Origin of the sequence: Nitrosomonas sp. (assembly GCF_043753625.1) — a bacterium.
Lineage (GTDB): Bacteria > Pseudomonadota > Gammaproteobacteria > Burkholderiales > Nitrosomonadaceae > Nitrosomonas.
Genome location: NZ_JAYUWI010000063.1, coordinates 21185 through 41311 on the forward strand (window position 1 = coordinate 21185; position 20127 = coordinate 41311).

A 20127-nucleotide genomic window follows, 5' to 3' on the forward strand; every position below is an offset into this window, starting at 1 on the left:
AAAGGCGTGACTAATGATGGGGTTGGATCTGAATTCACGACTGGCCGAAGCTTTTGCCGAATCAAATTTACCTTATAAAGTTGATTTGGTGGATTGGGCAACGACCAGCGAAGCATTTAAGCAAATCATTGAACGCGACAAAATCGTTGTCCAGAAAGATCCCGCTTAACCCAATCCTGGCCAGTAATGACTATCCGGTAGCGGCCGTTTCCCGAAAATCGCTTGTCCGACACGCACCACCGTCGCACCTTCCTCGATCGCCAGTTCATAGTCTCCCGACATGCCCATCGAAAGTTCGTCGAATGACAAACCGGCCGGTGCTTCCTGACGCAGCATGGCTTGGATTTCGCGCATTTTGATGAAACATTCGCGCACCCGGTCGTGATCGGCAGAAAAAATCGCCAGTGTCATGAGTCCTTTGATGCGCAGCGATGAGAAGTTGGGCAATTCCATGACAAAAGTGCGCACATCTTCCGGTGCCAAACCGAATTTGCTGGCTTCGCCGGAGCTGTTCACCTGCACAAAGACGTCAATCGCGCGTCCTTCATTTTGCAAACGTTTGTCGAGTTCTTCGGCGACTTTCAGGCTATCGAGCGCTTGGAATTCATTGGCAAAACGTGCCAGATATTTGGCTTTGTTGGTTTGCAAATGACCAATGATCGACCATTTAATCGCTAAATCTTTCATCACTTCAGATTTTTCACGCGCTTCCTGAATTTTGTTCTCCCCCATTTCGAGACAACCCGCAGCAAAGGCAATGCGCAATCTTTCCGCCGGTACTGTTTTGGTGACAGGCAGAAGCCGCACACTGGCAGGATCGCGCCCAATTCGCTGGCAGGTATCGACAATGCGTTGTTTAACCATTGCAAGACTGGTTTTAATTTCGTTGAATTGCTGTTCTTCGTTGAGTTCCAATGTATTCTCCTGATCCATTGCGCTTAGGCTTCTAATCGCTTAGTTGCCTGATGAAATACTATTTTCCAATGATCCCCTTGATGCTGCCAGATCGATGTTCTGATCGACCCCTTGCTGGTGCTGCTCGGATCATTGCATTTTTTTGCAAAATAGACAGCCATTATCAAGCCATTCGTTAACACTTTAATTCTAAAATCCGTGAGCGACCATTGAATAGCGTTATCCTTATTCAACAACCAATTGACCACGTCAACTCTTTGACTGACTTGCCCATCGCTGCCGATCTCTTCAAAGTCTGCGGATAACCAGTCATTGATCAGAGCGGGATTTGCTCTCCAATTCGTTTGCAATAATTCCAGTTCTCTTTGTTTGATGTGTTCCGCGATACCTTGCAATTCCATACAAAGGATACCGGTTATTTAACACGCATTCCGGGTTGCGCGCCTGCGTCGGGAGAAAGAATGAACAATTCGCCCGGATTGCCACCACCGGCTGCCAGCACCATGCCTTCCGATAGTCCGAATTTCATTTGGCGCGGCGCAAGATTCGCAACCATCACTGTGTAGCGCCCTTTCAATTGTTCCGGGTCATACGCCGATTTGATACCGGCAAAAACCGTGCGCTGTTCATTACCAATATCCAGCGTCAATTTCAGTAATTTGTCCGCCCCCGGCACATGTTCGGCATTGACGATTTTTGCCACACGTAAATCGATCTTACTGAAGTCATCAATCGAAATCGTGTCGGCAATCGATGTCGCAGCGTGTTGCTGTTTTTCTGCATGCCGCGCAGGAGAATGGGCTTGAGCAACGGGTGCCAGGCTTTGCATATTGGCTGCGATCAATGCATCAATTTGTTTGGCGTCAATACGTGTCATCAAATGCTGATAAACATTGATTGTGTGCCCGGCAGGCAATAACAAATCCGAAACCGGTTGACCTTCCCGTAGTTCAGGCCAGGATAGTGCTCCACAGTTGAGAAAAAGCTCAATCTGTTTCACTGTTTCCGGCAAGATAGGTTTCAGATAACGCGATAGCACATAGAAAAGTTGTATCCCTAGACTGCAAACTCGCTGTAACTCTTCTCCTCGATCGGGATTCTTGGCAATTTCCCAGGGCGCCAGTTCGTGAATCATTTCATTTGCTTCGTCGGCGAATTTCATGATCTGGCGAATCGCAGATGAAAACTCTCTTTCTTCAAACGCTTTTTCAATGGAATCGGGCCGCCAGGTAGCAAAACGTTCATTCACCAAGGATTGCAATTGTTGATACTGCGCACCATCCGCAAGTTTGCCGTCAAACCGTTTACTGATAAAACCGGCGCAGCGGCTGGCGATATTAATAAACTTACCGACCAAATCCGAATTGACCCGCGCGACAAAATCTTCCAGATTCAGGTCAATATCTTCCAGCGTGCTGTTGAGTTTGGCCGCGTAATAATAGCGCAGCCATTCCGGATTCAGACTTTGCTTCAGGTAACTTTCCGCGGTAATGAACGTGCCACGGGATTTACTCATTTTTTCACCGTTCACGGTGAGGAAGCCATGCGCGAAAATCTTCGTGGGTGTCCGGTAACCCGCATTTTCCAGCATCGCAGGCCAAAATAAAGCATGGAAATACAAAATATCCTTGCCGATAAAATGATACAGCTCGGTATCCGATGGTTGCTGCCAGAATTCGTCAAAATCTATGCGCTCGCGAGCGCATAGATTCTTGAAGCTGCCCATGTAGCCAATCGGCGCATCCAGCCAGACATAAAAATACTTGCCCGGCGCATCGGGTATTTCAAAACCAAAATAAGGCGCATCCCGCGAAATATCCCAATCGGATAGCTTGTTCTCCCCCGCTTCGCCCAACCATTCACGCATTTTATTTGCTGCTTCCGGCTGCAAATGGTCGGCTTCGCGGGTCCAGCGCCGCAAAAAATCAGCACAACGCGTATCGGACAAGCTAAAGAAATGATGTTCCGATGATTTCTTGACTGGCTTGGCACCGGAGACAGCCGAATAGGGATTTTTCAGTTCCGCTGGCGTGTAGGCCGCACCGCAGGCTTCACAGGAATCGCCGTACTGATCTTTGGCGCCGCACTTCGGGCATTCTCCTTTGACAAACCGGTCGGGCAAAAACATGTTTTTAACCGGATCATAGAGTTGTTCGATACCGCGTATTGCGATCAATCCGGCAGCCTTGAGTTTGCCGTAAATGACTTCGGAGAAATGACGTGTTTCCGGCGAATGCGTACTGTAATAGTTATCAAATTGGATATGAAAGCCGGCAAAATCGGCCGAATGCTCATCGTGTACGCGCGCGATCAATGCTTCTGGTGTTATGCCCTCTTTCTCCGCACGCAACATGATCGGTGTGCCATGCGTATCATCCGCACACACATAATAAACCGTATGCCCGCGCATTTTCTGAAATCGTACCCAGATATCCGTTTGAATATATTCCACCAAATGGCCTAAATGAATACTGCCATTGGCATAAGGCAGCGCAGAGGTAACCAGAATTTTTCGCTTATTCATTAACTCTCATGAAATCAGATTAGATAAAGGTGAATTGTAACAAACTGTGTGGGCATTCCTGATATTTGTTACCATCCCCTTATTAAATTATTAATCATTAATTGGCTGTAAAAAGGAGTTTGTAGTGACTATTTCCGAGCAACAAATACAATCTGTACTCAAGCAAGTGATTGATCCCACAACGGGCAAGGATTACATGACCTCGCAGACCGTACGTAATATTCAGGTTGATCAAAGCAATGTATCCCTGGAAGTCGAACTAGGTTATCCAGCAAATAGTGTCAAAGATACTATCCAAAAACAAATTGTTGATGCACTGAAATCAATACCGGACATTGGAAATATCCAAGTCATGGTCAGCAGCAAAATCATCCCTCACAGCGTACAAGGAGGTGTCAAGTTAATTCCTGGCGTTAAAAATATCATTGCGGTGGCATCCGGCAAGGGCGGTGTCGGCAAATCGGCAACTGCGGTTAATCTGGCATTAGCATTGGCGGCGGAAGGTGCGGTCGTGGGGATTCTGGATGCGGATATTTATGGCCCATCACAACCGCAAATGCTGGGAATCACAAGCCACCCGGAATCGCTCGATGGCAAAACTATGGAACCCGTTCTGGCGCATGGTATCCAAGCCATGTCCATTGGCTTGCTGATTGATGTTGAAACGCCGATGGTTTGGCGCGGCCCGATGGTTACACAGGCATTGCAACAGTTACTCAATGACACCAACTGGAAAGATCTGGATTATTTGATTGTGGATTTACCACCGGGCACCGGCGACATTCAACTCACGCTTGCACAAAAAATACCCGTAACCGGCGCTGTCATTGTTACTACACCACAAGATATCGCTTTGCTCGACGCGCGCAAAGGATTGAAAATGTTTGAAAAAGTTGGGATTCCGATTTTTGGCATTGTGGAAAACATGAGCACGCATACCTGTTCTCAATGCGGACACACAGAACCGATATTTGGAACCGGCGGCGGTGAAAGGATGTGCCAAGACTATGATGTGGAATTCTTGGGTGCGTTACCCCTCGATATCAAAATTCGCGAACATACGGACATGGGTAAACCGAGCGTGGTCGCTGAACCGGACGGTAAAATAGCCGATATCTATCGGCTGATCGCACGGCGAATCGCCGTTAAAGTGGCTGCATCCGCTGAAGATCACTCAGGACTATTCGCCAAGATCATAATGGAAGATAACTAAAAAGGCTAAGGAATGACGATTAAATCAGATAAGTGGATACGTCACATGGCGCAAACCTATGGCATGATCGAACCCTTCGAACCCGATCAGATTCGTCAGAAAAACGATCAACGGATTGTTTCCTATGGCACTTCAAGCTATGGTTACGATATCCGTTGCTCGGATGAATTTAAGTTATTTACCAATATCAATTCCACTATCGTCGATCCGAAGAATTTTGACTCCAATTCATTTGTTGATGTCCGAAGTGATGTGTGCATCATTCCACCCAATTCTTTTGCGCTGGCCCGCACCGTTGAGTATTTCCGCATCCCACGCAATGTGCTGACAATCTGTTTGGGTAAATCAACCTATGCCCGCTGCGGCATTATCGTCAATGTCACCCCATTTGAACCGGAATGGGAAGGGTACGTCACTCTGGAATTTTCTAACACAACCCCCCTGCCTGCTAAAATTTATGCCAACGAGGGGGTCGCACAAGTTATTTTTTTTGAATCGGATGAAGTCTGCGAAACTTCTTACAAAGATCGCGGCGGCAAATACCAAGGCCAGCAGGGTGTCACATTGCCAAAAATATAAAGTGTGTCAGTCAACAACTGATGTGGATGTGCGGGACTCTTTTATGATGTTGCTACGCGAAAGTTTAAAGCGGATCAGACGACTTTCCGTTCTTTTAATGCTTATTCAATTTTCTGCAGCTTTTTCTGCGGAAGCGCAAACACGAATCTCCTTACCCCATACCGGGTTCATGCCGGAAGACATTGCGGTCATCGTCAATGATGACGATCCCTTATCCCGGCAAATTGGTAGCTACTACCAGAAAGCACGGCGTATCCCTGAAAGCAACATGATTCATCTGCGCTTTTCATCCGAACGCAGTGCGATGACACCGAAAGAATTTCAACAACTGAAAGCAACGATTGATCAGCTTACCCCTGGTCACGTACAAGCTTACGCGGTTGCTTGGACCAGCCCCTACCGGGTGGGCTGTATGTCTTTGACTTCCGCATTGGCGCTGGGTTTCGATAAAAAATATTGTTCCACAGAATGCGCACCGACAGCACTTAGCCCTTATTTCAATGCGCAAAGCCAGTATCCAGCCACTGATTATAAACTTCGGCCTGCCATGATGCTGGCAGGGATCTCCTTTGAACATGTCAAGGCATTGATAGACCGAGGCATCGCTTCCGATCACAGCTTTCCAAATGGTCAAGCTTATTTACTCAGCACTTCGGACAAAACGCGGAATAATCGCGCAATGAGTTATGCACAGACCGCAAAGGATCTGGCCGGTGTTTTTTCTCTACAGATACTGGAAAACAATTTCATTTCTGATCATCAAGACATTCTTTTTTACTTTACTGGATTAGTTGCAGTACCCATGCTGGAGACACTTGGTTTTCTACCCGGCGCATTAGCGGATCATTTAACATCGGCCGGCGGCATGCTGACCGATTCTTCTCAAATGAGCAGTTTGCGTTGGCTGGAGGCTGGCGCCACAGCGAGTTATGGGACAGTTGTTGAGCCTTGCAGCTATCCACAAAAATTTCCTTCCCCCGCGGTTGCCATGTTTCATTATGCATTGGGTGCCACTGCCATTGAGGCATATTGGAAAAGTGTAGCCTGGCCGGGGCAAGGCGTATTCATCGGTGAACCACTGGCTAAGCCATTTGCTCCATTATTACGGAAAATCAGCCCTGGCCGCTATGAATTGACGATTTTCTCACCCCGCGCAGGACGGCTAAAAATTGAGAAATCGCTTTCTGCCGCTGGGCCATTCAAACTTCATTCGAGACAACAGTCAATCCGCCAAGGAAAAAATCTTATCCATTTCAGGTTTAATGAAAAGACAAATGGTTATTTGAAGTTGCAATGGAATTGATCATTACTCAGGGAGTACTCTAATATAAAAAATAAAATAGACCATATTTCATAGTGTTGAAACCAGTCGTCCATTTAAAAAGAATTGCCTAAACTTTATTGAAAAATACCCGTCCAATCCCGCATAAAAAGCAATTGCATAATGCATTGTTTTAAAATACCTAATTTGCACTATATAAAAATTAATTCTCATATAAAAAAATACTTGATTTGCCTGAAATGCAGACTATAATGCGTGAAAATTTAAAACAAGCTAACTTACCGATAAGGAGGTCATCATGAAAAGTATCAAGAACTTTTTTGCTGCAGTTGATTTAGTCAATGTTCATATTCCTGTGACGTAGCCATTTTTAAAGGAAGACACCCATGCATATATTTCCCTCTACACTTCAGAAATCCGATCAATCTGAAGTCCTGTTTGACACCCATCCTGAAAATAGTCTGAATTTTAAGTACGTTCAAAATGAACTAAAGAAAGGCTATCAACGCCCTTTTTTACTGATTGACCGTAACATCGTCCGGCAAAAAACCCGGCGCTTTCAAGCTGCCATGCCACGAGTCCATCCGCATTATGCAGTTAAAGCCAATCCCGATGAGCGTGTATTGAAAACACTCATTGAAGAAGGTGCTGGCTTTGAGATTGCCTCTATAGCCGAGCTTGATCTGTTAATGAAGCTGGGTGTATCTGCCGCTGAAATATTTTATAGCAACCCGATGAAATCCCGGGCCTATCTCGAATACGCTGCGAAGAAAGGCGTTGAATGGTATGTGCTAGACAGCATTGAAGAATTGCGCAAAATTGTCAGTGTCAAACCCGATGCCAAGATGTATTTACGCATCGACACGCCGAATATCGGCAGTGATTGGCCATTAGCGGGAAAATTCGGTACGCATCTTGCCGACATTAATGAAATCATTCAAGAAGCGGTAAAGCTTAATGCAGATTTGACTGGCGTTACATTTCATGTGGGTTCACAGTGTCGTAACCCGCAGAATTGGCGGGTCGGTATTGAACGTGCCAAAAAAGTTTTTGCTGATATGAAACATGTGGGCTTAAATCCTCGGCTGCTTAATATTGGTGGCGGCTACCCGGTTCGCCATATCAAACCCATCCCTTCGATTGAAATCATTGCTGAAGTCATCAACGATGCCATTGCTGATTTACCGGACAATATCCGTATCATGGCAGAGCCTGGCCGTTATTTAGTATCCGATTCAGCTTATTTTGTTTGCCGAGTGGTGGGCACAGCAACCCGGAATGGAAAACGATGGATGTATTGGGATGCAGGCATGTTTGGTGGTGTCATAGAAATTACTGAAGGGTTACGCTATGAAATCTTGACTGATCGAAAAGGTAACGATATTCCCTGGTCTGTTGCTGGCCCAACTTGTGATTCAGTCGATATTCTGATGCATGATCTCATGCTACCTAACGACATGCAGGAAGGTGATTTCATTTATATACCCAACGCGGGTGCTTATACGACTGCCTACGCCAGTAATTTTAATGGGTTTCCTTTACCCGATGTGAAAGTGATCTAAGTATTCCTTATTAATAGCTGATCGATCGGCAGTCCTATATAAAAATGGTGAAGTAGCCTCAGCGCACTTCACCATTTTTTCCATTACCAGTGCAAAAATCCGTCAAAGCAACAGTTAAATTGCACTTACCTTACGGTCAAGGATGACAAAATGGTATTCCAGATTGGTGTCGTTTTCTGAAATATGCTTATCCCGTTGTGTTTCCTCCCACTCGTTGGGATCAAATTCTGGAAAGCAAACATCCCCCTCAAAATCTCTCTGTATCTCGGTAATATACATGCGCTGGCAAATTTTAAGGGTTTGCCGGTAAAGTTCTTCGCCCCCAATGATAAAATTCTCACCATTGATCGATCTATTTTTTTCGCACATTAGAAGCGCATCGTCAATCGAATTAACCACAATCGCTCCGGGCACTTCATATCCTGCCTGACGCGTGATAATAATATTAATCCTACCGGGCAAAGGTTTACCAATAGATTCATATGTTTTACGTCCCATCAAAATGGTTTGTCCCATCGTCAGGAACTTAAAATGCTTCAAATCGGCCGACAAATGCCAAGGTAATTTATTATTCCTGCCGATCACGCGATTTCTTGCCATGGCTACTAATAGGGATAGACGCAATGACGTCATACAGCTACTGGTGCCTTGATAGCCGGATAAGGATCATAATTTTCCAAAGTAAAATCCTCATAGCTAAAATCCAATATCTCGCTGATATCTCGATTTAATTGCATAACCGGCAATGACCGCGGCTCACGCTTTAACTGCTCGCGTGCTTGATCAAGATGATTCAGATATAGATGCGCATCACCTAAGGTATGCACAAAATCCCCCGCTTCAAGGTTGCAGACTTGCGCAATCATTAAAGTAAGCAATGCGTACGATGCGATATTAAAAGGCACGCCGAGAAAAATATCAGCACTGCGTTGATAAAGTTGACACGATAATCGATTGTCCGCCACATAAAACTGAAAAAATGCATGGCATGGGGGTAATCGCATTTTTTGTAAATCCCCTACGTTCCATGAAGAAACAAGCATGCGCCGTGAATCAGGTGTGCTTTTAATCTGTTCGATGACCTGCTTAAGCTGATCGATATGCTGACCATCTGCTGTTGTCCAGGATCGCCATTGATGACCATATATCGGACCAAGATCACCATTCGTATCAGCCCACTCATCCCATATGGATACCCCTTTCTCGCGGAGATAGCCGATATTTGTATTGCCTTGCAAGAACCACAATAATTCGTGGATAATAGATTTCAAATGGCACTTCTTGGTTGTCACTAAAGGAAAACCATCGGCTAAATTAAAACGCATTTGATAGCCAAAAACTGAGAGTGTGCCGGTACCTGTTCGATCAGATTTTTGATGCCCATGATTCATAACATACTGCATTAGCTCAAGATATTGGCGCATTCTTAGTTGATACTCCTCATTAGAATCAGAATAAAGTCCATTCGCTACAGGCTATCTCAGCCGTAATGCGTATAAGGCGTATATAATAACAAGATTATCAATAACCATTTTTATGCAATGACGTCCGGTATTGTCATTCAAAAAATAATATTCAACAGGAAAGCTTTCAATGCTGGCATCACTTTTCCAAAATATATCACCTATCGATCAATCTATTAAAGCATCACATATTCTCGTAATACTCCCCAAATTAGAAAAAATCCCCAAGAAGTTCGATATCACTGGTGAAGAGCCACTGAGAAAGCTGTTGTTGCGACGTGAAATGCAATTGACTGATCTAAGTAATACGCCAGTGAGTGCGAATCTTGAGAAGGGTGAATTATGTGCTTGGGTCATGCTAGATACAAGCAAGACCGTGTTCGATCAACAAACCTGCGTGCGGAAAGCGCTTAAATTGCTTCTGTCAGAAAACCCTTCCGAAATACATATTAATGTCTATGGCACGATTCAACAACGAAAAGATTTTTCTGAATTGGCCGTCTACGCCACCTGGGTCAATGGCGCCGCCCTTCCCGTACGTAAAAGTAAGCCAATTAGAAAACCATTGGATAAAATTTATTTATATGGTTATAAAGATGCTGGTAGCTTTACCCTGCAACGCGCACTGGCTGAGGGAAATTTATTAGCGCGTGGCTTAACCGCATTACCAGCAAACGAACTAACACCAAAAACCTATCGCCAGCAAATTAAGAAACTAGCTGAGAATGAAGGCTGGAGATATCAGGAATATGATTTAAACAAACTAAAGGAAATCGGTGCAGGCGCTTTTGTTGCTGTTGCACAAGGCAGTGATTCCGAAGATGCTGTCATTGTTCATCTGCAACATCACTGTAAACAGCATACACAGAATAAAAATATCGCCATTGTCGGAAAGGGCATCTGTTTTGATACCGGTGGCCATAATTTGAAACCAGCCCGGCATATGCAGGGCATGCACGAGGACATGAATGGTTCTGCTGTCGCACTGGGTATTCTGCTTGCTGCCACGCGAGCTGAAATCCCAGTCAAAATTGACTGTTGGCTGGCGATAGCAGAGAATCATATCAGTCCACGCGCTTATAAGCAGAATGACATCATCTCAGCACTGAGTGGACTATCAATTGAAATAGTCCACACCGATGCTGAAGGACGTATGGTACTAGCAGATACCTTAACATTGGCGAGTAAATTAAAACCAGATCTGATCATCGATTTCGCTACCCTAACCGGCAGCATGAAAACCGCTCTGGGATCACGTTATAGTGGCATTTTTAGTAATCGCGACGATTTGTCCCAGAAGGCTTTTTCCGCAGGCCAAAGAAGCGGTGAACGTGTTTGCCTTTTCCCAATGGACGTTGATTATGAAGAAAGTCTTGAAAGCAATGTTGCAGATATCAAACAATGTGAGATAGGCGGAGAATTCGATCATATTCTCGCCGCATGTTTTCTGCGACGATTTGTTAACGATACACCCTGGCTACACATGGATTTATCTGCCAGTAGTCATAAAGATGGCTTGGGCGCTGTGGACAGTGAAATCACCGGATTCGGTGTCAGTTGGGCTGTCGAATTTCTGAGAACTGTCTGAACAGGTAAAGTGTTTGTTGCAACTAACTTTTCACAATCACCAGTTTCTGGCCAATGGATAGATTCTCATCACTATCATTCCATGATTTAATTTGATCAACGGTTGTACCATACCGCTTTGCAATCTCATACAGAGTATCGCCTTTTTTTACGACATAAACATTCGACTGATAATTTTGTAACTGTTTCTTCTTTCGTGCAATATCATCGGCCTGATTCTCAGTCACATCATGCGGAACCAGAATTTTCTGCCCAAGCGTGATATTTTTATGTCTGGCAATTCCGTTAATTGCCTTTAATTGCCTTACGGTAGTACAATGTCTGTCTGCAATTTCATTTATATTCTCACCTTTCTTGACGCGATAGATCTGCCATGACACTCGCGGATCTTGATAAGTTTCCAGATTTCTTAAGAAGATCTCTTTATTGATTTTCGGTAATAATAAAGTACGGGGTGCATCAGACACTTTAATGACATAGCGATTATAGGCCGGATTTAAGGCATTAAATTCAACCTCAGAAATGTTTGCTAGACGGGTAACTAATGAGATGTCGATCGGTTCATGTATTTTAATTTGGTCAAAATACGGTCGATTCGCTATTGGTCGAATTTGCACACCATATTTTTTAGAATTAACAATGATATCTTTAACCGCCAACAACTTATATACGTAGTGCTTTGCATCAATAGGCAGATTTAAGTCATAAAAATTTTCTGATCTGCCTTTATGAATATTCCTAGATAATGCTTTACTTACTGCACCTTCACCTAAATTGTATGCCGCAATGGCCAACTTCCAATTATCAAATTTCTGATAAAGATATTGAAGATAATCAAGAGCCGCCTGAGTTGATGCAACAATGTCACGGCGATCGTCATGCCAAACGTTTTGCACTAACCCAAAGATTCGTCCTGTTTCTGGTTGAAATTGCCACAAACCGGCAGTTTGGCTATTAGACTTAATCAGAGGATTGTAAGTACTTTCAATGACCGGGATCAACGCAATTTCCATCGGCATACCCCGGCGTTCTACTTCCTCCACAATATAAAAAAGATACCGTTCACTGTTCGCAATAATACGATTAAACAATTCCGGATTCTGCGAATAGGAGGTACCTATTCTGTGAATTATTTTATTGTCGGGCGGTAGTGCCAGTACAAAACCGTTTTGTAAGCGACTCCACAAATTTGTATGATACTGAATCTTGTCTTGTACTAATTTCTCCGCAAATGCATCCAGCGATATAAATGTACAAGTCCAGAAAAGTAGTGGTATCAGTAAAACAAAAAGGCTATTTCTTTTTAAAATCATTTATATATACTATTTTTATATCCATACCAACTGACAGGATATATAAATTTTTGATCTTTGCAAACTATTTTTTACATAAAAAAATATCTATATCAATTAAATTTTGTATATTATTATTATGTTACATAATGTACTGCAAGTAAAGTATTAAGAATTACTCCCGAATATTCGACTGGCTATTGAATTCTTGAAGTAAAACTGTTGGTTTTTTCTGCCACCCTGCTTTTCGATAATCAACTGTAACGTTGGTGAAAATTCCGCCACGTACGTAAAAGCGTGCGACTAATCGAATATATCTTGGCTTTAAAGCTGCAACGAGATCATCGAGAATTTTATTAGTAACCGCTTCATGAAATACCCCCTCGTCTCGGTATGACCAGATATAAAGCTTGAGGCTTTTCAGCTCAACACATTTTTTATCTGGAATATAGTCCAGTATTAAGGTTGCAAAATCGGGCTGCCCCGTTTTGGGGCACAAACAGGTAAATTCAGGAATTTCCATATGGATATGATAATCCCGGTCTACAAATGGATTCGGAAATGTCTCAAGCTTCTTCTTAGGTTTACTGGTCATTCTTCATGCTCATGTTTAAATTAATTCAGTTACAATAAATGGTTCGTGCTATGTACTTTTTCTATTATAACTGCCTTATCTCATAAAAAAAATTGCGCTTAGCCCATATCAAACTCGCCGGCTTCAAATCATTCGTCGATCCAACTGTAATTTCTGTTTCCCAAGATCTAGTAGGTATCGTGGGTCCCAATGGTTGTGGAAAATCAAACATTATTGATGCGGTACGATGGGTTCTGGGTGAATCCAAAGCATCTGCTTTACGAGGAGACTCGATGCAAGATGTTATTTTCGCTGGATCAGATAACCGGAAAGCTGTTGGGCGCGCCAGTGTTGAAATAGTATTCGACAATCACCTAAGCAAAATAACCGGACAATGGTCTAGTTATTCAGAAATCGCTATTAAACGTGTGCTTCAGCGCGATGGTATCTCAAGTTATTATATTAATAACTTGCAAGTACGGCGACGTGATATTTACGATCTTTTCCTAGGCACTGGGGTCGGAGGTCGAGGTTATGCAATTATTGAGCAAGGCATGATTTCACGGATTATTGAGGCAAAACCTCAAGAATTAAGAAGTTTTCTGGAAGAAGCCGCAGGAATCTCCCAATATCGAGAGAGAAGACAGGAAACTTTCTTACGTCTTGTAGAAACTCGGAAAAATCTCACACGCTTAGCAGATCTTTGTCAAGAATTAGAATTTCAGCTGCAACATCTCGAAATTCAGGCAAAAATCGCCCAGCAATATAAGTCATTGCAAGAAAAATTGCAGAGATCACAATCCATATTGTGGCTGCAGCGGAGAACCGATGCAATTGACCAACGAACGCACGCAAAAAATGAAATTCAAGGACTTGAAGCCGAATTGGAGATTACGCTAACGAATCAACACAATGCAGAAAGAGAATATGAGAAAACCCGAATAAAAGAATATACCGTCAATGACAAACTGCTCCAATTACAAGGGCAATTGTATGCTAACGATGCTGAAATAGGACGCCTGAAGCAAGAGATAAATTACCTGAGAAACACAATTGACCGTTTAACACACCAAATTCAGGAAGCTGAAAATCAACTGGAAAGAAACAATGAATTAAGAAAAGTTAAATTAGAAAACCTAGCGCATTGGCGTCAGGAAAGAACGAAAGCGGAATTAAATCATCAACAAAGTATCATCAAGAATGATGAAGGAAGCAAAAAACTTCCTGTCATTGAAGCGAATTCCCTCGCTTGCCAAGCAAAATTAAACAAATGTCAGCATAATCTTCTTTTAACCGAACAGGCTAATCAACTTGAATACAGCCACATTTCCCATGCTGAAAAAAATATCCAGCAGCTTGAAGCACGATACGCCCGTTTACTGAAAGAGCAGAGTGAGCTTGCATCCATTGATCCAGCCGGATTAACTAAGCTTCAGCTAGAAATGGATCAAGCTGAACATGCTTTGAATGAAGAAAATCGCAAACATCAGGACATAGAAAACCAATTCACTGCGGCAACCCAATTTAAACAGCAAATAACTAGCAAAATTCAAGAGCTGCAACACACATTATCGCAGACAACTGCCCGCTTCAACGCATTGCAGAATCTGCAACAAAAACTGGAAAACGATCCAAGTTTAACTGCTTGGCTAAGCAAACAGCAATGGGATGTTTTACCTCGCCTCTGGCAAAAAATACAAATCCAGCCTGAATGGGAAAATGCTTTGGAAGCAGTTTTGCGCGAGCGGCTCAATAGCATCGAATTTGAGCAATTAGATAGTATTCGGAATTGGATTGATGAGGTGCCACCTGGGAAATGGACAGTTTTTGAGCAAACCCGGACTACCTCATGTGATACTAAGCATCAACCAACCATTAACCAGATAAACTGTGAGAGATTGCTTGCTTATATCATGGCAGATCAGCACGAAACCAATAATGTACTGGAGGATTGGTTAAGCAAGGTATATGTGATAGCGGACGTTCAAGCGGGTCTCAGCAAAAGATCCATGCTAAACTCAAGCGAAATGCTGGTAACACGGCAGGGGCATATTATTACGCACAATAGTTTCACTTTTTATGCGCCGGATTCTCAATTACATGGCGTTCTGTCCAGACAACAAGAACTTACTAATTTACAAAAAGAAATTGATCAGATTGAATCTCTACTCCATCATCAGCATGGTTTTCTAGTAGAAGCTGAACAGCAGTGTTCTGAATTTAATCGTACCCTCCAGATAATTAAAGAGAATAGCAAAAAAATACAGCAGCGTTGGCATCAGTTACAACTTGAGATAGTAAAGCTTTCACAAATTAATGAGCGCAGCGCTCATCGCAATGACCAGATCAATTCTGAATTGATTGAAATCAAGCAGGCACTCGTCAACGAGGTTTCGTTACAAGAATCAGCGAAAGCAAGATTAACAAAAAACCTGGAGCAAATTGATACGTCTAAAGAAAATGTACAGCAAGCTCAGCTAGCTTGGGAGACAGCCGATCGTTTACTCATCAGTCAACGACAAGACATTCAGCAATCAACAAAGGAAATGCAGGAGATTGCCTTTCATGTCAAGACTTGCCAGAGTAAAATTAATGAAATTGAACTTAGCGTAAAATCTATCGATGAAGATTTACAAAAATTAACAAGAAATTATGCCGATTTGCTCAAAGAGAAAGATGGTTTTGATGAAACTCCCTTCAATAAACAATTAGAAGCTGCTCAGACACAACGCAAATCGATTGAACAAACAACCTCACACGCGCGTCAAGAAGTCGAGGATACTGCACGCTATTTACGTGAAATTGAAAATGCCCGTATGGCATCAGAACAAAGATCGCATGTATTACGAGATGCCATCAATCAAACCCGACTCAAGGAACAAGCGGCCAATATTGCAATTAGCCAATTTGATGAACTGATCAGCAATGCTAACGTTGACACGAAACAATTGTTATCCTTATCAGAAAAAAAAGATATTGCTGCATTACAATCAGAGATCCATAAAGCTAATACAGAAATTGCCACGCTAGGAACGGTTAATCTTGCTGCTTTAGATGAGCTGGAGATTGCTCGCGCACGTGAAACCAGTTTACTTAATCAATTACAGGATATCAATACAGCCATTGCAACGCTGGAGAATGCTATCCAGCAAATAGATCGAGACACTCAATTGCGATTGCAAGAAACTTTTACATTGGTCAATACTTATTTAAGCGATATTTTTCCGGTTATTTTTACCGGCGGGAAAGCCCGGCTCGAATTTTGTGATGATAAGATGCCCGATGACGGTTTATTATTGACGGCGCAACCACCAGGGAAAAAGAACAGCTCTATTCATTTATTATCGGGTGGAGAAAAAGCCCTCACTGCATTGGCGCTGATCTTTTCTTTATTCCGGTTAAATCCGGCACCGTTTTGCTTGCTGGATGAAGTAGATGCACCACTCGATGACAGCAATACTGGACGCTTTTGTGAGTTAGTAAAAAATATGGCGCAACAAACCCAATTCCTGTTTATTAGTCATAATAAAATAACCATGGAGATGGCACAACGATTAATAGGCGTTACAATGCAGGAACAAGGAGTATCAAGAATTGTGGCTGTTGATCTCGCTGATGCCATTAAATTGGGAAAGCGGAATGAACAACCTGTGATCTAATGATTGTAGTTGAACGTATAAAACTGACATAATCTGATATCTGTGCTTTGCATAACGGTATTTTTAGGAGATAGCAAGGAGGTATTATGGAGATATTGAATATGAGTGACTTGCAAATAAGCTTGATTATCATCGGTATACTAGTTATTACCGGTGTTGCTGTCTTCAATTGGCTACAACAACTGCGTTACCGGCGTAAAGTACAAGCCGCGTTTGATCACAAGCACGATGATATTCTTTTAGATACTCATAATTCTGAAGAAAACTTTCAACGTATTGAACCAAAATTCAATAAAACGCCGCCAGATATGCCATTCGATCCTTTTATTCAAACCGAATTCCCCCCCATTGAATCCAAGAAATCACCGGCGAGATCACCAGCTAACACCCTTGTCAATATTTCAACCAGTGCCGTTACAAATTCATCTACCATCTCACCCATTCTAGATTACGACAGTAATACAAATTACGTTGTCAACGTTCGATCAGAATCGGTTATTGCCAATACCTATATCGCCAAACTGCTTCAAAGCAAATTTGACTTCGGGAAACCTGTTTACTGGCTGGGTCAGCGCGATAAAAATGATTCTTGGGAAGAAATCACCAATGAATCCAATGTTGACAGTGATGGTTACAGTCATTTGAGAGGCTGCTTGCAGCTTGCTGATAGAGCTGGCCCTATTAGTGAAGTTAATTTATCCAAGTTCAGGGATCTGGTACTAGATTTTGCGTCGCAAGTACATGCTACAGCAGAATGTCCAGACATTGTCAGTACGCATGAAAAAGCTGTAATGCTTGATAAATTCTGCGCTGAAGTGGATGTTATGATAGGCATTAATATCATTAGTAAAGATGACGGCGCATTTGTTGGCACAAAAATTCGGGCATTGGCAGAAGCATCTGGATTCCGGCTCGAATCGGAAGGGATTTTCAAATATCGCGATGATAATAATAATGTATTGTTCACACTCAACAATTATGAATCATCTCCATTCTTGCCCGATAACATAAAATCACTCACAACACACGGTATAACGTTCCTGTTGGATGTTCCGAGAGTTGCTCTTGGAGAAAGGGTGTTCGACCAAATGACACACTTGGCGAAGATTTTCTCCAATACGCTTGGCGGGATTATGGTCGATGATAATCGGGTTCCATTAAGTGATAGCGGAATCCTTAGAAGTAAACAACAATTAATAGAGATACAAACTTCGATGAAAAAGAATCATATTAATGCAGGTAGCCCAAGTGCCTTGAGGTTGTTTGTATAAAAAACTTTCACTGAAAATTAAAGATAAATACTTAAGCATCCGTAATCGCTATTAGGATAACAAGCCGTTTCAATAAATTTATTATGAAACAAATTGTTAGGAAATATTGTTTAGTAGAAATTGTAGAATGCTAAGCTATGTGAATGATAATTATATCAATTGGGCATGAGAACTAATTTTAAATCGCAGTAGCACATTTGAATTAGATGATTAATTACTATAATAACCTTCTTTGATAAAGAGATAATAATGAATCAATCTTCGAATACAGGACAATCTTTTTCGCCCATTGAAGTCAAGCTTGAATCAGGAAAAGACTACTATTGGTGCACTTGCGGCCGGAGCAAATCCCAGCCTTTTTGCGATGGTTCACATAAGAATACCGAATTCACACCAAAAAAATTTAGCGTTAGTGAGAATAAAACGGCTTGGTTATGTACTTGCAAGAAAACCGGCAATGCTCCTTTTTGTGATGGTACTCATCTCAAACTGTAAATAATAAATAGGCACTGTACTTTCATAAAACAAAAACAATCATCGCGACTGCGATCAAGTACTGAGGCACGTCAACAGAATTTAAAATTTGGTTACTCATTAGCCTTTTAATAGTTCAAAAAGTAGTGTCTCTATGGAAACAGAACTGAAATCTTTAGAAGAAAAAGTTTTTCTGCTTTTACGCTTGTATCAGGATACTCGCATAGAAAATAAAAAGTTACGTAAAGAACTTGCAGCCACGCACGCCCAATGTGAAAAACTAAATGAGAAAATACATGTTGCAGCTGGTCGGCTCGAAACACTACTTTTAAATATGCCAGATAATGAACAATAAACCGCTGAATCTTGATATCATGGGGCGTGAATTTTGTGTTGTTTGCCCCGACGAAGAGCGAGAAGAAATTCAACTTTCAGCTGCTTATTTAGACAGAAAAATTCAAGAAATCAAAGCAGAAGGAAAAGTTATTGATTCTGATCGTATTGCAATTATTGCAGCACTGAGCATCACGCATGAATTACTCATGCTACGTAATGGAACTGGCTTTGACATGAATGAATTTAGGCGTAGAATTAACTCGTTAATAAAGAAAGTTGATGAAGAAATGATCAAGACAGAAAGTTAGAATTGTTGTACAAATAAAGTTAATCCCTGCGGTGTTTGTTAAGATCTATATTCTTTGAACCAAGTATTAGAAAATGGTTGTGGACTTTAGTGATACTGTTGTGCGCACCGATATACTGGATGTGCCTGATGTATCCGTGAAGCAACCGCCTTGGACCTCATGGTTCAAGATGAAGATCTGACGGCATACGTGGGGAGCTATCACAGGACAAGAAATGTTTAGTAAAAATTTCTTGTCCTTTTTAGTTTTTCGCTTACTACTTGTTCCTAACAATGAATTTCACATGCGACAAGGCATCAAGGCTCCTCTCACCTTCTTCCATAAAACATTCTTGTTTGATATTGGCCGTGTTCTACTCGATTTTGATTTTGAATCATCCCTGCTAAAGTTGATACCCGAAAGGATTAATAACCACAAAGAGCGGATTCTACAAGTACTTGAGCAGAAAGATGCATTAGAAGCCGGATTAATCGACCCGGAAAGCTATGCGAATTGGGCACTGAAGATCTTCGAAAGCGATGCCACACTGCCACAGTTTTATCAGGCCTGGCAACAAATTTTCACCACAAATGAACCCATGTGGCGCTGTGTTCGGCAACTTGCCAGCAATAATCACTCATTAATTCTGATTTCAAATATCAATGCAATCCACTGCCCCTGGATATTTACTGCATACCCCGAATTTTCTTACTTTAAACATAAAATATTGTCATTTAAAGTCGGTTTTCTTAAACCAGAATTTGCAATCTATCAATACGCAATCAAAACGTATCAGCTTAATCCAGTTTCAACCATTTACATTGATGATCAGCCACAAAATATTGCATCGGGTAAAGCACTCGGTTTTCAGTGCTGGCAATACGATTTGAAGGATCACCAGGCTTTTGAAATTTGGCTAAAAAAAACTTTATGGAAACGCTGAATAATTCATCGCGCAGTAGAGATCAAGCCGAGTGATTATGTAATATTGCGATAATTTGCCCAATTTTTACCTGAATCGCATCATTTTTTGCATTATTACCCTCATTTCTTGTTTTCAAGGCGCAACTAGGCTGTCTGTTCTGCATAGCCACCGGCGAGCCAGCAGC

The 20127-nt window shown here is 42.2% G+C and carries 19 protein-coding genes and 1 other RNA gene; 13 read left to right on the forward strand and 7 right to left on the reverse strand.

Translation table 11 applies throughout. The features are described 5' to 3' along the window. Positions 1 to 13 precede the first annotated feature (13 nt). Complete coding sequence (locus ACH10T_RS06355; protein WP_394808475.1) at positions 14 to 169, forward strand: hypothetical protein; 156 nt, start codon at positions 14 to 16, stop codon at positions 167 to 169. Here ACH10T_RS06355 and ACH10T_RS06360 read toward each other — a convergent pair. From ACH10T_RS06360 to metG, 3 genes are read right to left on the reverse strand one after another with little or no spacing between them, the layout of a single operon-like run. Further along, positions 166 to 933, reverse strand: coding sequence for a YggS family pyridoxal phosphate-dependent enzyme (locus ACH10T_RS06360; protein ID WP_394808476.1), 768 nt, complete (start codon positions 931 to 933; stop codon positions 166 to 168). The genes ACH10T_RS06355 and ACH10T_RS06360 overlap by 4 nt on opposite strands. Before the next feature lie 5 nt (positions 934 to 938). Continuing rightward, positions 939 to 1316, reverse strand: coding sequence for a DUF4440 domain-containing protein (locus ACH10T_RS06365; protein WP_394808477.1), 378 nt, complete (start codon positions 1314 to 1316; stop codon positions 939 to 941). 14 nt (positions 1317 to 1330) lie between these two features. Then, complete coding sequence (gene metG, locus ACH10T_RS06370) at positions 1331 to 3439, reverse strand: methionine--tRNA ligase (protein WP_394808478.1); 2109 nt, start codon at positions 3437 to 3439, stop codon at positions 1331 to 1333. 124 nt (positions 3440 to 3563) lie between these two features. On the opposite strand from metG, the gene apbC reads away from it, so the two are divergent. The 4 genes from apbC (at position 3564) to ACH10T_RS06390 (ending at position 8075) form a co-directional block, all read left to right on the forward strand. Continuing rightward, positions 3564 to 4652, forward strand: a complete 1089-nt coding sequence (apbC, locus tag ACH10T_RS06375) for an iron-sulfur cluster carrier protein ApbC (protein ID WP_394808479.1) — start codon at positions 3564 to 3566, stop codon at positions 4650 to 4652. Positions 4653 to 4664: 12 nt separating this feature from the next. Beyond that, positions 4665 to 5231, forward strand: a complete 567-nt coding sequence (dcd, locus tag ACH10T_RS06380) for a dCTP deaminase (protein WP_394808480.1) — start codon at positions 4665 to 4667, stop codon at positions 5229 to 5231. Between the two features lie 97 nt (positions 5232 to 5328). Then, positions 5329 to 6534, forward strand: coding sequence for a TIGR03790 family protein (locus ACH10T_RS06385; protein WP_394808481.1), 1206 nt, complete (start codon positions 5329 to 5331; stop codon positions 6532 to 6534). A gap of 365 nt (positions 6535 to 6899) precedes the next feature. After that, positions 6900 to 8075 (forward strand): type III PLP-dependent enzyme, encoded by a 1176-nt coding sequence (locus ACH10T_RS06390; protein WP_394808482.1) that lies wholly within the window; start codon positions 6900 to 6902, stop codon positions 8073 to 8075. Between the two features lie 114 nt (positions 8076 to 8189). Here the strand turns inward: ACH10T_RS06390 and ACH10T_RS06395 are convergent, their stop codons facing one another. Together ACH10T_RS06395 and ACH10T_RS06400 are read right to left on the reverse strand one after the other, a co-directional pair. Next, a complete protein-coding gene (locus ACH10T_RS06395) occupies positions 8190 to 8708 on the reverse strand; it encodes a dihydrofolate reductase (RefSeq protein ID WP_394808483.1) in 519 nt (172 codons plus the stop codon). Continuing rightward, positions 8705 to 9499, reverse strand: coding sequence for a thymidylate synthase (locus ACH10T_RS06400; RefSeq protein ID WP_394808484.1), 795 nt, complete (start codon positions 9497 to 9499; stop codon positions 8705 to 8707). The genes ACH10T_RS06395 and ACH10T_RS06400 overlap by 4 nt, the downstream gene beginning before the upstream one ends. Positions 9500 to 9668: 169 nt before the next feature. On the opposite strand from ACH10T_RS06400, the gene ACH10T_RS06405 reads away from it, so the two are divergent. Beyond that, on the forward strand, positions 9669 to 11126 hold the full coding sequence (locus ACH10T_RS06405) for a M17 family metallopeptidase (RefSeq protein ID WP_394808485.1): 1458 nt from the start codon (positions 9669 to 9671) through the stop codon (positions 11124 to 11126). A 22-nt stretch (positions 11127 to 11148) separates the two neighbouring features. Here the strand turns inward: ACH10T_RS06405 and ACH10T_RS06410 are convergent, their stop codons facing one another. Both ACH10T_RS06410 and queF read right to left on the reverse strand, forming a co-directional pair. After that, positions 11149 to 12216 (reverse strand): LysM peptidoglycan-binding domain-containing protein, encoded by a 1068-nt coding sequence (locus ACH10T_RS06410; protein WP_394808486.1) that lies wholly within the window; start codon positions 12214 to 12216, stop codon positions 11149 to 11151. Positions 12217 to 12592: 376 nt separating this feature from the next. After that, positions 12593 to 13012 (reverse strand): preQ(1) synthase, encoded by a 420-nt coding sequence (gene queF / locus ACH10T_RS06415; RefSeq protein ID WP_394808487.1) that lies wholly within the window; start codon positions 13010 to 13012, stop codon positions 12593 to 12595. Positions 13013 to 13104: 92 nt separating this feature from the next. On the opposite strand from queF, the gene smc reads away from it, so the two are divergent. The 7 genes from smc (at position 13105) to ACH10T_RS06450 (ending at position 19961) form a co-directional block, all read left to right on the forward strand. Beyond that, the gene (gene smc / locus ACH10T_RS06420) at positions 13105 to 16650 is read left to right on the forward strand and encodes a chromosome segregation protein SMC (protein WP_394808488.1); all 3546 of its coding nucleotides are present in this window, start codon (positions 13105 to 13107) and stop codon (positions 16648 to 16650) included. Positions 16651 to 16736: 86 nt separating this feature from the next. Next, positions 16737 to 17921 carry a cell division protein ZipA C-terminal FtsZ-binding domain-containing protein gene (locus ACH10T_RS06425; RefSeq protein WP_394808489.1) on the forward strand — a complete coding sequence of 395 codons (1185 nt, stop codon included), beginning with the start codon at positions 16737 to 16739 and terminating at the stop codon, positions 17919 to 17921. Positions 17922 to 18170: 249 nt separating this feature from the next. Beyond that, positions 18171 to 18416 (forward strand): CDGSH iron-sulfur domain-containing protein, encoded by a 246-nt coding sequence (locus ACH10T_RS06430; protein WP_394808490.1) that lies wholly within the window; start codon positions 18171 to 18173, stop codon positions 18414 to 18416. 133 nt (positions 18417 to 18549) lie between these two features. Next, positions 18550 to 18750, forward strand: a complete 201-nt coding sequence (locus ACH10T_RS06435; RefSeq protein ID WP_394808491.1) for a hypothetical protein — start codon at positions 18550 to 18552, stop codon at positions 18748 to 18750. Next, the gene (locus ACH10T_RS06440; RefSeq protein ID WP_394808492.1) at positions 18740 to 19039 is read left to right on the forward strand and encodes a cell division protein ZapA; all 300 of its coding nucleotides are present in this window, start codon (positions 18740 to 18742) and stop codon (positions 19037 to 19039) included. Before ACH10T_RS06435 ends, ACH10T_RS06440 begins: the two co-directional genes overlap by 11 nt. A gap of 20 nt (positions 19040 to 19059) precedes the next feature. After that, positions 19060 to 19239: non-coding RNA, 6S RNA (gene ssrS / locus ACH10T_RS06445), on the forward strand. A 14-nt stretch (positions 19240 to 19253) separates the two neighbouring features. Then, positions 19254 to 19961, forward strand: coding sequence for an HAD-IA family hydrolase (locus ACH10T_RS06450; protein WP_394808493.1), 708 nt, complete (start codon positions 19254 to 19256; stop codon positions 19959 to 19961). The last annotated feature ends 166 nt before the right edge of the window (positions 19962 to 20127 follow it).

Bases quoted from the DNA above. Each gene is read 5' to 3' on its own strand.
- ACH10T_RS06435 (WP_394808491.1), top strand. From the start codon at position 18,550: ATGGAAACAGAACTGAAATCTTTAGAAGAAAAAGTTTTTCTGCTTTTA.
- ACH10T_RS06405 (WP_394808485.1), top strand. From the start codon at position 9,669: ATGCTGGCATCACTTTTCCAAAATATATCACCTATCGATCAATCTATT.
- ACH10T_RS06400 (WP_394808484.1), bottom strand. From the start codon at position 9,499: ATGCGCCAATATCTTGAGCTAATGCAGTATGTTATGAATCATGGGCAT.
- ACH10T_RS06365 (WP_394808477.1), bottom strand. From the start codon at position 1,316: ATGGAATTGCAAGGTATCGCGGAACACATCAAACAAAGAGAACTGGAA.
- ACH10T_RS06385 (WP_394808481.1), top strand. From the start codon at position 5,329: ATGCTTATTCAATTTTCTGCAGCTTTTTCTGCGGAAGCGCAAACACGA.
- ACH10T_RS06450 (WP_394808493.1), top strand. From the start codon at position 19,254: ATGTTTAGTAAAAATTTCTTGTCCTTTTTAGTTTTTCGCTTACTACTT.
- ACH10T_RS06425 (WP_394808489.1), top strand. From the start codon at position 16,737: ATGGAGATATTGAATATGAGTGACTTGCAAATAAGCTTGATTATCATC.
- metG (WP_394808478.1), bottom strand. From the start codon at position 3,439: ATGAATAAGCGAAAAATTCTGGTTACCTCTGCGCTGCCTTATGCCAAT.
- queF (WP_394808487.1), bottom strand. From the start codon at position 13,012: ATGACCAGTAAACCTAAGAAGAAGCTTGAGACATTTCCGAATCCATTT.
- ACH10T_RS06395 (WP_394808483.1), bottom strand. From the start codon at position 8,708: ATGACGTCATTGCGTCTATCCCTATTAGTAGCCATGGCAAGAAATCGC.
- dcd (WP_394808480.1), top strand. From the start codon at position 4,665: ATGACGATTAAATCAGATAAGTGGATACGTCACATGGCGCAAACCTAT.
- ACH10T_RS06430 (WP_394808490.1), top strand. From the start codon at position 18,171: ATGAATCAATCTTCGAATACAGGACAATCTTTTTCGCCCATTGAAGTC.
- ACH10T_RS06390 (WP_394808482.1), top strand. From the start codon at position 6,900: ATGCATATATTTCCCTCTACACTTCAGAAATCCGATCAATCTGAAGTC.
- ACH10T_RS06440 (WP_394808492.1), top strand. From the start codon at position 18,740: ATGAACAATAAACCGCTGAATCTTGATATCATGGGGCGTGAATTTTGT.
- ACH10T_RS06355 (WP_394808475.1), top strand. From the start codon at position 14: ATGATGGGGTTGGATCTGAATTCACGACTGGCCGAAGCTTTTGCCGAA.
- ACH10T_RS06360 (WP_394808476.1), bottom strand. From the start codon at position 933: ATGGATCAGGAGAATACATTGGAACTCAACGAAGAACAGCAATTCAAC.